Annotated in this window: 12 protein-coding genes; 2 read left to right on the top strand and 10 right to left on the bottom strand. The window is 55.8% G+C overall.

Going from position 1 to position 13,650, the window contains the following annotated elements:
• Positions 1-122: 122 nt before the first annotated feature.
• The 4 genes from kdpC to kdpF are packed head-to-tail and all read right to left on the bottom strand — an operon-like array spanning position 123 to position 4,563.
• The gene (gene kdpC / locus IH404_RS09610) at positions 123-668 is read right to left on the bottom strand and encodes a potassium-transporting ATPase subunit KdpC (RefSeq protein ID WP_005786347.1); all 546 of its coding nucleotides are present in this window, start codon (positions 666-668) and stop codon (positions 123-125) included.
• Positions 669-695: 27 nt separating this feature from the next.
• Positions 696-2,753: a potassium-transporting ATPase subunit KdpB gene (gene kdpB / locus IH404_RS09605; RefSeq protein ID WP_005786346.1), complete on the bottom strand. Its 2,058-nt coding sequence runs from the start codon at positions 2,751-2,753 to the stop codon at positions 696-698.
• 16 nt (positions 2,754-2,769) lie between these two features.
• On the bottom strand, positions 2,770-4,464 hold the full coding sequence (gene kdpA, locus IH404_RS09600; RefSeq protein WP_005786344.1) for a potassium-transporting ATPase subunit KdpA: 1,695 nt from the start codon (positions 4,462-4,464) through the stop codon (positions 2,770-2,772).
• 9 nt (positions 4,465-4,473) lie between these two features.
• On the bottom strand, positions 4,474-4,563 hold the full coding sequence (gene kdpF / locus IH404_RS09595) for a K(+)-transporting ATPase subunit F (RefSeq protein ID WP_003218754.1): 90 nt from the start codon (positions 4,561-4,563) through the stop codon (positions 4,474-4,476).
• Positions 4,564-4,959: 396 nt separating this feature from the next.
• Between kdpF and eat the strand changes: the two genes are divergently transcribed.
• On the top strand, positions 4,960-6,324 hold the full coding sequence (eat, locus tag IH404_RS09590; protein ID WP_194440340.1) for an ethanolamine permease: 1,365 nt from the start codon (positions 4,960-4,962) through the stop codon (positions 6,322-6,324).
• A 110-nt stretch (positions 6,325-6,434) separates the two neighbouring features.
• Positions 6,435-6,602 carry a DUF2897 family protein gene (locus IH404_RS09585; protein ID WP_003172675.1) on the top strand — a complete coding sequence of 56 codons (168 nt, stop codon included), beginning with the start codon at positions 6,435-6,437 and terminating at the stop codon, positions 6,600-6,602.
• 8 nt (positions 6,603-6,610) lie between these two features.
• Here IH404_RS09585 and IH404_RS09580 read toward each other — a convergent pair whose 3' ends face one another.
• From IH404_RS09580 to IH404_RS09555, 6 genes are all read right to left on the bottom strand, one after another.
• Positions 6,611-7,459, bottom strand: coding sequence for a DUF1989 domain-containing protein (locus IH404_RS09580; RefSeq protein WP_005786339.1), 849 nt, complete (start codon positions 7,457-7,459; stop codon positions 6,611-6,613).
• A gap of 14 nt (positions 7,460-7,473) precedes the next feature.
• The gene (locus tag IH404_RS09575; protein WP_194440339.1) at positions 7,474-8,118 is read right to left on the bottom strand and encodes a GntR family transcriptional regulator; all 645 of its coding nucleotides are present in this window, start codon (positions 8,116-8,118) and stop codon (positions 7,474-7,476) included.
• Between the two features lie 140 nt (positions 8,119-8,258).
• Positions 8,259-8,591, bottom strand: coding sequence for a ComEA family DNA-binding protein (locus tag IH404_RS09570; protein WP_005786335.1), 333 nt, complete (start codon positions 8,589-8,591; stop codon positions 8,259-8,261).
• Positions 8,592-8,943: 352 nt separating this feature from the next.
• Entirely contained in the window at positions 8,944-10,122 is a 1,179-nt protein-coding gene (locus tag IH404_RS09565; RefSeq protein WP_005786333.1) for an acyltransferase, read from the bottom strand.
• A 421-nt stretch (positions 10,123-10,543) separates the two neighbouring features.
• Positions 10,544-12,532, bottom strand: coding sequence for a nucleoside-diphosphate sugar epimerase/dehydratase (locus IH404_RS09560; protein ID WP_005786331.1), 1,989 nt, complete (start codon positions 12,530-12,532; stop codon positions 10,544-10,546).
• Between the two features lie 91 nt (positions 12,533-12,623).
• Positions 12,624-13,631 carry a glycosyltransferase family 4 protein gene (locus IH404_RS09555; protein WP_194440338.1) on the bottom strand — a complete coding sequence of 336 codons (1,008 nt, stop codon included), beginning with the start codon at positions 13,629-13,631 and terminating at the stop codon, positions 12,624-12,626.
• Positions 13,632-13,650: the final 19 nt, after the last annotated feature.

The raw sequence follows: 13,650 nt of genomic DNA, 5'->3' as shown, positions 1-13,650 counted from the left end.
GGGGTTCCTTCAGGTATTTATAGAGAGTCTTCAAGGCCGCCATCGCGGGCAAGCCCGGCTCCCACAGTGGAATGCATTCCAAATGTGGGAGCCGGGCTTGCCCGCGATGGCGATCGCCTTGCTTACAACGCTTCCAAAGCCATATTCAGCGCCAGGACGTTTACCACCGGCGGCCCTACCAACGGGCTTTCGATGTGCTCATCCAGCAACCGCTGCAAGGTCGCCACCGGCACATTGCGCGCTGCCGCCACTCGCGCCAGTTGATAGGCAATCGCCTGCGGTGGCAAGTGTGGATCAAGGCCGCTGCCGGAGGTCGTCAGCGAGGCCAGTGGCACCGGGCCCTGGCCAGGCACTGATTGTTTGCCGGCATCCTCGACTATGCGGGTCGCCAAGGCCGGATTGCTGGGGCCCAGGTTACTGGCACTGCTGGACACCGTCGCAAAGGCTCCTGCTGACGGGCGTGGATGAAACCAGCTGTCGCCGGTAAAGTCCTGGGCGATCAGGCTGGAGCCGCGCACCTTGCCGCTGGCGTCGTGCACCAGGCTGCCATTGGCCTGGTCGGGGAAGGCCACTTGCGCCACGCCCGTGACCACCAGCGGGTAGGCGACGCCGGTGATCAGGGTCATGAGTACCAGCAGACTCAGGGCTGGGCGGATGATGTTTGTCATAGTCAAATCCTCAATAAATCAGACAGGTCAAACCAGGTGCAGCGCCGTCAGCAGCATGTCGATGGCTTTGATACCCACGAACGGCACCAACAGCCCGCCCAGGCCGTAAATCAGCAGGTTGCGCCGCAGCAAGGCCGCCGCACTCGCCGCTTGCACCCGTACACCGCGCAGCGCCAGAGGAATCAGCACCACGATAATCAAGGCGTTAAACACAATGGCCGAGAGGATCGCGCTCTGCGGGCTCTGCAAGTGCATGATGTTGAGCACGCCCAGTTGCGGGTAGATCGAGGCGAACAGCGCCGGCAGGATTGCGAAGTACTTGGCCACGTCGTTGGCGATGGAAAAGGTCGTCAACGCGCCACGGGTTACCAGCAATTCCTTGCCGATCTGCACCACGTCCAGCAGCTTGGTCGGGTCGCTGTCGAGGTCGACCATGTTGGCCGCCTCGCGCGCGGCCTGGGTGCCGTCGTTCATGGCCATGCCGACGTCAGCCTGAGCCAGCGCCGGGGCGTCGTTGGCGCCGTCGCCGCACATGGCAACCAGGCGACCATCGTTTTGTTCATGGCGAATACGCGCGAGTTTCTTCTCTGGCGTGGCTTCGGCCAGCACGTCATCCACCCCGGCTTCAGCGGCAATCGCGGCGGCGGTCAGGGGGTTGTCGCCAGTGACCATCACGGTGCGAATCCCCAACTTGCGCAACTCGGCAAACCGCTCGCGGATGCCGGGCTTGACTACGTCCTTGAGATGGATCGCACCGAGCAATTTGCCATCGGCGCAGACCAGCAATGGGGTGCCGCCGCTTTGGGCGATCTTGTCGATTTCCCGCGACAGCGCAGGTAAAAGCTCGCTGCGTGGCTGGCCGATAAACGCCAGCAGCGAATCCACGGCGCCTTTGCGGAACACGCGGCCCTGATAGTCGACACCCGACAAGCGGGTCTCGGCGCTGAAGGGTACAGCGGTCAATTCATCCAGGCTTGGCTCGGCCTGCGGGTGCAAGGCACGCAGGTATTCAACGATGGATTTGCCTTCCGCCGTATCATCGGCCAGGGATGCCAGCAGCGCACCTTCAGCCAATTCCCGACCACTGACCCCAGGCGCCGCGACCACCGCCGAGCAACGACGATTGCCGAAGGTGATGGTGCCGGTCTTGTCCAGCAGCAACACATGCACGTCCCCCGCCGCTTCCACGGCGCGGCCGGACTTGGCGATCACGTTGAGACGCACCAGGCGGTCCATGCCGGCAATCCCGATGGCGGACAACAAGCCGCCAATGGTGGTGGGGATCAGCGTCACCAGCAGTGCGACCAGAAACACCAGAGGCAGGCTGCCATTGGCAAAATGCGCGAACGGCTGCAAGGTCACCACTACCAGCAGGAATATCAGGGTCAGGCCGATCAGCAGGATATCCAGCGCGACTTCGTTGGGGGTTTTCTGGCGTTTGGCGCCTTCCACCAACGCAATCATGCGATCCAGCGTGGACTCACCCGGGTTGGCGGTGATGCGAATCAGCAGCCAGTCGGACACCAGCCGTGTGTTGCCGGTAACGGCCGAGCGGTCACCGCCGGACTCGCGGATGACCGGGGCGGATTCGCCAGTGATCGCCGCTTCGTTGACCGCCGCAATACCTTCGACGACCTCGCCGTCACCGGGGATCATTTCCCCCGCGGCAACACGGACCACATCGCCCTTGCGCAGGCTGGTGGCCGGCACCACCTTGAAGCTGCCATCGGCCTCCTGGCGCCGGGCGCTCAAACCTTCGCTGCCAGCCTTGAGGCTGTCGGCGCGGGCCTTGCCGCGGCCTTCGGCCAGGGCTTCGGCGAAGTTGGCGAACAGCACGGTGAACCACAGCCACACGGCGATTTGCACGGCGACAAAGGTCGGCACGGTGGTATCGGGCACGAAGCACAATACGGTGGTGAGGATGGCAGTCAGTTCGACCACCAGCATCACTGGCGAACGTTGCAGTTGGCGTGGGTCCAGCTTGACGAACGCCTGGACCAGCGCCGGGCGCCAGAGCGCCGAGATGGCGGTTTTGGCAGGCTCCTGGGTTTTGACCGGGGCCGCGTTTTTTGCAGGCATGTTCATATTCATATCCCCTTGGTCAGAAGCCGATGCTCAGGTGTTCAGCGATAGGACCCAGCGCCAGCGTCGGCAGGAAAGTCAGGCCGCCCACCAGCAAAATGGTCACGGTCAACAAGGTGACGAACAGCGCGCCATGGGTGGGGAAGCTGTTCTGGCCAATCGGTGCGGCCTTCTTCATCGCCAGGCTGCCAGCCAGGGCCAGCACCGGGAGGATGTAGCCAAAGCGACCGATCAACATGCCCAGGCCGAGCATCAGGTTATGGAACGCGGTGTTGGCGCCGAGGCCGGCAAACGCCGAACCGTTGTTGGCACTGGCCGAGGTATAGGCGTAAAGCAACTGACTGAAGCCGTGGGGGCCAGGGTTACTGATCGCGCCCGCCGGGCCCGGCAGGCTGGCGGCGATGGCACTCAACACCAGCACGCCGACCGGCATGACCAGCAGGGTCACCACCAGCAATTGCACTTCCTTGGCCTGGAGTTTCTTGCCCAGGTATTCCGGGGTGCGGCCGATCATCAGGCCGGCGAGGAACACCGCGATCAGTACATTAAGCAGCATGCCGTACATGCCAGCACCAACGCCGCCGAAGATCACTTCGCCAACCATCATGTTGACCAATGCCACCATCCCACTCAGCGGGCTGAGGCTGTCCTGCATACCGTTGACCGAGCCGTTGGATGCCGCGGTGGTGGTCACCGACCACAGCACGGTGCCGGTGGTACCGAAGCGTGTTTCCTTGCCCTCCAGCGGTGCGGTTTGCTCCACGGCCGGGTTGTTCAGGGTCGGATTGGGCTGGTACTCGGACCACAGCGACGTCGCGCCGCCGATCAGGAACAGCGCCAGCATACACGCGAGGATCGCCCGGCTCTGACGCAGGTCCTTGACGTAGTGGCCGAAGGTAAATACCAACGCCACCGGGATCAGAATGATCGAGGCCACTTCGAACAGGTTGGCCCAGGCTGTCGGGTCTTCGAACGGATGCGCCGAGTTCACCCCGAAGAAGCCGCCGCCATTGGTGCCCAGTTGCTTGATCGCAATCTGGCTGGCGGCCGGGCCCAAGGGAATCACTTGGTCCACGCCCTGCAGCGTGACGGCGTCAACATAGTGGGCGAAGGTTTGCGGCACGCCCTGCCACACCAGAAACAGTGCGAGCACCAGGCACAACGGCAGCAGGCCGTAGAGGGTGGCGCGGGTCATGTCGACCCAGAAGTTGCCCAGGGTATGGGCAGATTTGCGCCCGATCCCACGGCACAAGGCAACCAGGACAGCGAGACCGGTCGCCGCACTGACGAAGTTCTGCACAGTGAGGCCAGCCATCTGGCTGAGATAACTTAGGGACGCCTCACCGCTGTAGTTCTGCCAGTTGGTATTGGTCATGAAACTGACGGCGGTGTTGAACGCCAGGGTCCATTCCTGACCCGGCAACTTCTGCGGATTCAGTGGGAGGGAGCCCTGGAATAACAGGATCGAGAACAACAACAAGAAGCCCGCCAGGTTGAACGCGAGCAAGGCCAGCATGTATTTCTGCCAGCTCTGTTCCTGCTGCGCATCCACGCCCGAGAGGCGATAACAGGCCCTTTCGACAGGCCCCAACACCGGCGTCAACCACGTGCGCTGGCCTTCCATCACCTTGTAGTAGAACCGCCCCAAAAACGGTGCTGGCACCAGTACCACGGCAAAAAAGGCGATGATCAGCCAATAGTCATAACTGTGCATAGCCCGCTCCTAGTTCCGATCCGCGCGTAACAGCGCAACCAGCAGATAAATGAACAGCGCCACGGCCAATAGCAGTGACACTCCGTCCAGAACGCTCATGGAAATTTCCCCGTCTTGCGGCGATTGCCGCGTGTGAGGGCATTGTCCCCAGGAGGGGTGTAAAGGAACGAGAGCAAGGCGCCGGGTGGGGCGTAAAGATGGCGTAAAGAGTGGGTTTATGCGGGGTTTACAACGGGATTTGCAGTGGCTGGGAGGGCCTCTTCGCGGGCAAGCCCGGCTCCCACAGTGGAGTGCATTCCAAATGTGGGAGCCGGGCTTGCCCGCGATGGCGGCAGGTCAGACACCACCGCCCTTATCTGGTGCACGCCAAGCCACATTCAAACGCCAAACCGTCCCGCAGGCGACATAGGCACTGCTTTGCGACAGGGTTCCGCAGCCTGGCATAACCACTGCAACACCCTGAATCATTCCAACCCCTTCAGGGAGCACCCCACAATGAACACACAACTCAAACCCACCTTAGGCACCCTGCATCTCTGGGGCATCGCCGTGGGGCTGGTGATTTCCGGCGAGTACTTTGGCTGGAGCTACGGCTGGGGCGTGGCCGGCACCTTGGGCTTTCTGGTCACTTCGTTGATGGTCGCCGCGATGTACACCTGCTTCATCTTCAGTTTCACCGAGCTGACTACCGCCATTCCCCATGCCGGAGGCCCCTTTGCCTACAGCCGTCGCGCCTTTGGTGAAAAAGGCGGCTTGATTGCCGGGCTGGCTACCTTGATCGAATTCGTCTTCGCCCCGCCCGCAATTGCCCTGGCCATCGGCGCCTACCTGAACGTGCAATTCCCGGCACTTGATCCCAAGCACGCCGCCGTCGGCGCTTATATCGTGTTCATGGGCCTGAACATCCTCGGGGTCAAACTTGCCGCGACCTTTGAGCTGGTGGTGTGCGTACTCGCCGTCGCCGAACTGCTAGTGTTCATGGGCGTGGTCGCGCCGGCGTTCAGCTTCAGCAACTTCGCCCTCAACGGCTGGGCCGGTTCCGACACCTTCGGCGCCCCGGCGATTGCCGGGATGTTTGCTGCGATCCCCTTCGCCATCTGGTTCTTCCTCGCCATCGAAGGCGCCGCCATGGCTGCCGAAGAAGCCAAGGACCCCAAGCGCACGATTCCAAAAGCCTATATCAGCGGCATCCTCACCCTGGTGATCCTGGCCATGGGCGTAATGTTCTTCGCCGGTGGCGTGGGTGACTGGCGCACCCTGTCGAACATCAACGACCCACTGCCCCAGGCGATGAAAACCGTAGTCGGCGAAAGCTCCGGCTGGTTGCACATGCTGGTGTGGATTGGCCTGTTTGGGTTGGTGGCGAGCTTCCACGGCATCATCCTCGGCTACTCGCGCCAGTTCTTCGCCCTGGCCCGCGCCGGTTACCTGCCGCCTTTCCTGGCCAAACTGTCGCGTTTTCAGACACCCCATCGAGCAATTATCGCCGGCGGCCTGGTCGGCATCGCGGCCATCTACAGCGACGGCCTGATCAACCTGGGCGGCATGACCCTGACCGCGGCGATGATCACCATGGCGGTGTTCGGTGCCATCGTCATGTACATCATGAGCATGCTCAGCCTGTTCAAGCTGCGTAAGACTGAGCCGCTGCTGGAACGCACCTTTCGCGCACCGGGTTACCCCATCGTGCCGGGTATTGCACTGGTACTGGCAGTGGTGTGCCTGGTGGCGATGGCCTGGTTCAACGCCCTGATCGGGCTGATCTTCCTGGGCTTTATGCTGGCAGGCTTCATCTATTTCCAACTGACTGCGCAAGACCGCGCCGACGCCCCGGCAGATGCGATGTTGACGGGACTATAGCGCCCGCGAGGCAGAACGGGCCTACACTGAACTACTCAGAAAGCCCGTGACTCAAAGCAGTCATTACCGTGGGAAACTTTCCCACGGACATCTGCCTCAAGGAGAGCCTTATGCCGTGGTATGCGTGGTTGATTATGGTAGTCGCAATCGGATCGATCGTCGGAGGGCTGATGATGCTGCGCGACAGCGCCAACAAAGTCGAACTCACCGACGAACAACGTAAACGCGTGGCCGAGCGCAATGCGCAGGCGGATGCCAAGGATGCGCAGGATCGCTGAATCTTGAGTTACTCCCAATCCGCCTTGGCAATATGCAAGCCGTGCTGCCCTTTGTAGGCAGCACGTTCCGGTTGGCTCCAGCCACCTAGCAACGCGTCCTCCAACCGGTAGATTTCCACCCCCAACGGACGACAAACCGTTAGCGGGTCCTGCGCATCTGGCCCCCACATCGGCAGCGATAAATCCCCGCCAGGGCACGTCGACAACGCACACAGCAAATCAATCTCGGCAAAAAACTCCAGGTAATCACCCTTCTGCGCCGGACAGGCTTTCATAAAGTACATGTCATCGTGATTGAGGCCCGTGCACTGGAAAATATTCAACACGTCATGCACGTCGAATTCTGTCAGACCGTGGGGCAATACTGCACGGGTCAGGTTTGAGTGACAGTGGTGATGGAAATCCTCACCGGTCAGCATACGGTTCACATAAGGGTCGCAGCGCGTGCCAAGCAAATCGTGCAGGCGTCCGCCGTGTTCATCGATGCCGTAGCTGGCGAGGCTGTCGTCGGTGATGGTCACCAGCGGCCTTAGAAAGGGCAGGTTCGACCACAAGCGGTCATGGGTGCTGACATGGGCGCCTTGCAATTGCCTCGTGCGCGCAGCCCATAAACGCTCGCGCGGGTCATTGGCGTTCCACACGTTGAAGTCGCCCACCTGTGGACCCACCGGTGTGGTCACACGAAACACATGCCCTGCCGGAACCTTCCACGCCCTCCCCGTACGAATCGGTACCTCGAACTGTTCGATCAACGTGCGCTGATCCTTGCGATCACGAATACGTTCATAGAACGCCGTATCCACCTGCAACGCCGAACCTTTGCTGACTTGGTAAGCGGCGGGATAGTCTTTGTACATGGGGTATGCCTCCATCAAGGGTGATCAAACAAGGCGAGGGAAAGGCGTTCGGAATCATCCAGGTACAGGCTCATCGCCTCGCTGGCGGCCTGCGTCCGGTTGCTGGTCAGCAGCGTGTATATCTCATGGTCGCGCTCCAGCCAGGGTAACTGGAAACGCTGCTCATCCGGCGCGGCGCAAAACACCAGGCGCAGCTGGGCGATCACCTGGGCAAAAAACTCATCGAACAGTGGGCTATCCATCAACGCGACGATCTGTTGGTGGAACATAAGACTGTGGGTAGCCACCGCTCGCCAATCTTCGCGCTCCCGGGCCAGGGTGGTGGCGTCGATAGCGTTTTGCATGCGGCCTGATTGAGTGTCCGTCAGCGGACCGCTTTGGGCTATGGCCTGCAATTGCAGGGTGCGGCGGACTACGAAGAGGTCACGTACTTCTGCCCGCTCCAGGCGCCGAACCATTACGCCCTTATTGCGGACATAGCGGGTAAGCCCTTCTTGGCCCAAGCGATGCAGCGCCTCACGGATAGTATTGCGCGAGGCGTTGTAGGCCTTGACCAACTCGGCCTCGACGAGCGATACACCCGGCAGCAGCCGCCCGCCGATAATGTCGGCGCGTAATTCCAGGGCGATTTGGTCGGCTAAAGACAAGCTGGGCGTCATGTACACCTCAAGATTGTTGAACAATCGTTGAGTTGAATGTAATCACGTTTCATGCCAACGCGGCCTGAGAGGAAATAGACGCAGCTTTGATAAAGGAAAGGCCGGTCAATGACCGGCCTTCTGGGGCTATCTTCGCATCTTCAATTAATAACCAATCTGTCGCGATTCTTCTCCAGCAGTGCTTTACCGATGCCTTTTACTTCCAGTAACTCATCCACCGCCGTGAACGGACCGTTGCTTTCGCGATACGCAACGATCGCCTTCGCCTTGGAAGCGCCGATACCGAACAGGTCGCGGCGCAGGGTTTCGGCATCGGCGGCGTTGAGGTTGACCTTGGTGGATTGTTCGATCTTGGTCATTTGGGTGGAGATTGGGCTTGAAGCTTCCGGCTTGATGGAGGGCGCAGCGATGGTGGCGACGGAGAGGCTAGTGAGGAACGCGAAGACGAGGGATGAAATGTAGAGGTTTTGCATTGGTGACGCTCCATGACATCGGTAAGAGAAAAGCAGCTTTCCGAAGCTGCATTTCTACATTAGGCGAAAGATGGAGGGTGTCAAAAATGGGGGTATTTCAAGGTATGAAAGAGTTCGGCTTTTTGTGTACAGGCCAGTAAACGCCTGCCGTCAAGCAACGGTTGGTGCCGACGTTCGCCTGATAAATCTTCGCACAGAATCGCAAATTCAAGTCGCGGGCGGTGCCTGGAATATCCAACCACCTTCCTAATGAACATCGATAATATCAAGGTCCGCAGCGAACTCGGCGGCCCCGGCATTACCGATGGACAGTAGGCGGAACAAAGAGGCCGATGCAGTAGCACCGCACACTTCATATCACAGCGTTTGTTTTTTCCGAGTAGGCAACCGTGGGGGCGTTGGTCTGCTCCACTCGTTTCTTGCGCATAAACCTTTTCTCTACATGAACAAAAGTAATGGTCGACAAGGCGACGATGATTGGAATGGTCACGAAATTTGCCACCCAAAAAGTTACTTTATCAAGAGCAGCAAGATCAAAAAATACAGACAGGAGCTTGAAGGATAAAAACAATACCGGCAAGTGGAGCAGGTAAACACTGTAGCTGATATCACTGAGCCTGTTCAGGAACTGGTAATGCAAGAAGTACGGATTTGAAATTGTAATGCATATGAAGAATATTGTTGCCAGCGCGAATCTCAACGCTCCGTAGCCGGGGACATCAACCAGCCCGCACACCCAAACAAATATACCCACTGCAATTAACATGGAAAAGAATTTAACCGGTTTATTCGTGATATTTTTTTTATGAACAACCGCCGCCACCATGCCTGACAGAAAGTAGGCCCAACACACCACGGCAGAGGTGCCCAGGTCAATGGCAGCAATCAGTATCGCCACCGTCAGGATAATGGACCTATAGCGCGACCTGTAAAAAATTGCCACCATTGGCAGCACTGCATAAAAACGCCATTCATGCACCAACGTCCATGTCACGGAACTCAGAGGCACAAGCGATACGCCCCCAATTTTCATTGGGTTATCTATGAAATTAAACGTTACCAGACCAGCGATAGTGGTAATAGACTCTTTATCCAGGAAATCAAACCCTGCAAAAGAAATCGCAATAATAAATACCAAGAACGATGCCAGATAGTAAAGCGGAGCCACTCTCCTGATTCTTGCTACGAAGAAATCACCCCAATCGATATGCTTGCTCTTCATGACTTTATCAAAGAAAAGAAAACCCGTTATGCAGAAAAAAATCTGCACACCAAAAGATCCAAGGTTCGGGTAAATTTGTCCCCACGCAGAAAAAACTGTATTTTTCACACCCAAATTTATTAGTACAAACGGCGCATGATTAATGAAAACAAATATAGCCGCAAGACCACGCAGGCCATTGATGAATTTATATTCATGCTGAACTTCTGCACTTTCTATTTTAGACCTGAATATCGACGAAAAAGCAATGAACATCAATATTATCAATAGCGTAAGTGCAATTACTTCAAGTGAATATTCGGTTTTCATTTAGAAAAATTACTCATGCAATGCCTTCCTGCTTTGGGCTATGTTGAAAAAGCTCCATGGATGATCAAGCCGCGGGCTCTGGCCGGCCGCTCATCACGAGGCAGCGCTCAATGAAAATGTCATCGTGCAGCGCCCCAAGCGGATTGTATTCCGGAAGCGGTGTGCAGGGGAAGAAAATGTAGAGCGCGAACGCTCCTTGAAAAGGGCGAGGTTATGCCAAAAAATACTCTAAATGCACGTCGTGACAGACAATGAAGCTGATAGCTGAGTATTTCAACGTGTCGGCAAACCAAGCCTTCTGATGAATAGATGTTGATTGACGTGAGTGCGCTGTAATTAATTAAATTATTCAACAAAGCGAACGTTTTTAAAGCATAGATAACAGCACCGCCGTACTGTTATCCGCTTCCAAGATCTTACCTCATGGCTCCAGCCGTCTTTGTTGATAAGACCAGTCAACAATTTCACCATCGGGGGCATAGCCGCTAACAGTTTCGCGTAACAATTGACGCACTTTACTGTAGTCATGGCTTTCAATAGCACATAACAACTCGGACAACCTCGGTTTCAATACGCTCCACGATAAATAATCTTCGTTTGCACTCATGATCATTGGATGTTGTGTGGCATCGACATTATCACCGATGAGTAATTCCTCGTAGAGTTTTTCCCCGGGCCGAAGCCCTGTGAACTCGATGGCGATATCGCCCAGCGGTTTTTTATCTGAACGAACACTCAGGCCAGACAGATGAATCATTTTCTCTGCCAATTCCGTGATTTTAACTGGTTCCCCCATATCCAATACAAAAACATCTCCTCCCTGGCCCATTGAGCCTGCCTGGATAACAAGTTGAGCCGCCTCAGGGATGGTCATGAAATATCGAGTGATCTTCGGGTGGGTCACTGTTATCGGCCCACCTGATTTGATCTGCTTGTGAAATAGAGGAATGACGGAACCAGAAGAACCCAGAACATTTCCAAACCGAACCATTGTGAAGCGTGTACGATTTTGAGGGGTAGCTGCACCGTTGAAGAGAGCAGGTTCTAGCTCACGGCTGAGCGCCTGCAACGTCATCTCAGCGAGCCGCTTGGTGCTTCCCATAACATTGGTAGGGCGAACCGCCTTATCAGTCGAAATAAGTACGAAATTAGCAACATTCGAAATAATGGCCGCTTGAGCGGTATTTAACGTACCAATAACATTATTCAGAAAACCTTCCGCAATATTATGCTCTACCATCGGCACATGCTTATAAGCGGCCGCATGATAGACGGTATTTACATGCCAGGTTTTCATCACATCAACCAATTTATCCTGGTGACGTATTGACCCCAGGATCGGCAGCAATTTTACCGCCAATGAATCCCTGAGTATGCGTGCCTCCAGTTCGGACATAATGCTGTATAAATTGTATTCACTGTGCTCAAAGAGAATCAGGGTGGTGGGTTGCAATTCAAGGATCTGGCGACACAGTTCAGATCCAATCGACCCCCCCGCGCCGGTAACCAGCACCACCTGGCCCTGTATGCAATGCTCCAACAGATCTTCTTGGGCGGGTACAGGATCGCGCCCCAACAGGTCGGCAATATCCACTTCTTGAATATCATCAACTTTGACACGACCGCTGGCCAAGTCCATGAAGCCCGGGACACTACGCACATGTAAAGGAAAACCTTCAAGAAATCCGAGGATTTCCCGACGACGCCCGCGCGTCGATGAAGGTATCGCCAATAAAATTTCTTGAGCCCCTGTGGCATCGATCATACGCTGGATATGTTTGGGCTTGTAAACCTGCAGCCCCGAGATTACCCGATCCGAAATAGTGGAATCATCGTCAATGAACGCAACGGGTCTCATCAAGCGGCCCATGCGTAATGCCGCGACTAGCTGATTTCCAGCAGACCCGGCACCGTAGATAGCTACACGCGGCAAACCATCGTCACGGTTGGTGAAAGGCACATGTTGAGCAGCGGTAAACCAATCTCCCAGGAAGAATTGGCGCAGCGCTAATCTCAAGCCCCCAATCATGATCAGGCTGAGCCACCAATAGTTAAAGATGATAGAACGCGGAATTACATTCTGGTGATTACTGTACCAATAAACGACCACACCAATAATTAGCGAAGACAGGCTGACAGCTTTGACGATAGCAATTAACGCATCATTTCCGAAATAGCGCAAAACCGCCCGATACATACCAAAATGTATAAACAGCGGAATAGTCACGATCGGCGCGGTCAAAAAAAGCCAGGTGTGCAGCATAAACGGATTGATCATTTCATCGAGACCTATCCGCACGACAAAAGCCAACCAAAGCGCAAACCAAACTAAGAAGACGTCAGTAATCACCTGCAAAATACGTTTATACCTGCGCGGGAGGCTTAATAAGCGCGATCTCAGTGAGTTCATATATTTCTAAACCTCTCGCAGTTCTAACAATCTAAAATCTAAATAGACGCACATCACGATTAGGCTCTCGCCACTCCGACCCCTAACAACATTACTCTTTAACCCCGGCCTTGAACTTCAGAGCCAGGACAACGAGTGGAACATAGGCGATCAACATACCGACAGCACCATCAATTCTGTCAAATGCAACAAGCCATGCAATCGGTGCGAGCCAAACCAGGTTTATCAAGATTACGCACAGTGTGACAGGGACGTGGGCATTAAATCGCCGTGAGGCGTATTGATAAGCGTGACTGCGATGTGCCTCATACACTTTTTCGCCGCGTAGTAGCCTGCGCATCAAGGTAAATGTCGCGTCAACGATAAATACTCCTAATAAGATCAGCCAGACCCATAGCAGCGTAGAGGAAAAAGAAGCCGCTTTAAGAGAAATAATAGCGAGCGTGATTCCCAGGAAGCCGCTGCCCGCGTCGCCCATGAAAATTCGTGCTTTGGGAAAATTCCAGTAGAAAAAGCCTGCCGTCGCCAACGCTAAATAAATAGGCGGCCATAACAACTCCTCATACCCCAACATCCAATAGATGAGAGCGGCAGAAGAGCACGCACAGATGGCTTCAGCACTTGCCAAGCCGTCAATACCATCCATGAAGTTGTAAAGATTCAACATCCACACTGCATACAAAACGGCTAACGCCCCGCCAATCCAGCCTAGGTTGACGTGTAATCCAAAAATCGTGACAGGCGGTAGCCCGCCGATCCAATACACCGCCCATATCGCAGAGAGAAAATGTCCTAACAGGCGCCAGCGTGCAGGAATATGCCCGTGGTCATCCAGAAAACCTAACGCGGCTACCGTTATACCCGCCAGGAACGATGCAAGGAAAAAGGCGTTATCGATCAAATCAAAGGAACGCATCAACCCCAGGGATATCAGAAATCCCAGCACAATTGCCAGTCCACCACCACGAGGGGTCGGCACAGAGTGTGAACTTCTGCTGTTAGGAATATCCAATACATTGCGCTGGAGCGCATACCGACGCAATAATCCTGTAAAAAGAATGGAACTCGCTATTGAAATAATCGCTATCCAGAACGCCATCAGCCTATCCCTACCTGCA

Source organism: Pseudomonas sp. OST1909, assembly GCF_015277575.1.
Lineage (GTDB): Bacteria > Pseudomonadota > Gammaproteobacteria > Pseudomonadales > Pseudomonadaceae > Aquipseudomonas > Aquipseudomonas synxantha_A.
Note: the sequence above shows the minus strand (reverse complement) of the source record. Positions and strands in the feature narration are given on the sequence as shown.

Bases quoted from the DNA above. Each gene is read 5' to 3' on its own strand.
- kdpC (WP_005786347.1), bottom strand. From the start codon at position 668: ATGACAAACATCATCCGCCCAGCCCTGAGTCTGCTGGTACTCATGACC.
- kdpB (WP_005786346.1), bottom strand. From the start codon at position 2,753: ATGAACATGCCTGCAAAAAACGCGGCCCCGGTCAAAACCCAGGAGCCT.
- kdpA (WP_005786344.1), bottom strand. From the start codon at position 4,464: ATGCACAGTTATGACTATTGGCTGATCATCGCCTTTTTTGCCGTGGTA.
- kdpF (WP_003218754.1), bottom strand. From the start codon at position 4,563: ATGAGCGTTCTGGACGGAGTGTCACTGCTATTGGCCGTGGCGCTGTTC.
- eat (WP_194440340.1), top strand. From the start codon at position 4,960: ATGAACACACAACTCAAACCCACCTTAGGCACCCTGCATCTCTGGGGC.
- IH404_RS09585 (WP_003172675.1), top strand. From the start codon at position 6,435: ATGCCGTGGTATGCGTGGTTGATTATGGTAGTCGCAATCGGATCGATC.
- IH404_RS09580 (WP_005786339.1), bottom strand. From the start codon at position 7,459: ATGTACAAAGACTATCCCGCCGCTTACCAAGTCAGCAAAGGTTCGGCG.
- IH404_RS09575 (WP_194440339.1), bottom strand. From the start codon at position 8,118: ATGACGCCCAGCTTGTCTTTAGCCGACCAAATCGCCCTGGAATTACGC.
- IH404_RS09570 (WP_005786335.1), bottom strand. From the start codon at position 8,591: ATGCAAAACCTCTACATTTCATCCCTCGTCTTCGCGTTCCTCACTAGC.
- IH404_RS09565 (WP_005786333.1), bottom strand. From the start codon at position 10,122: ATGAAAACCGAATATTCACTTGAAGTAATTGCACTTACGCTATTGATA.
- IH404_RS09560 (WP_005786331.1), bottom strand. From the start codon at position 12,532: ATGAACTCACTGAGATCGCGCTTATTAAGCCTCCCGCGCAGGTATAAA.
- IH404_RS09555 (WP_194440338.1), bottom strand. From the start codon at position 13,631: ATGGCGTTCTGGATAGCGATTATTTCAATAGCGAGTTCCATTCTTTTT.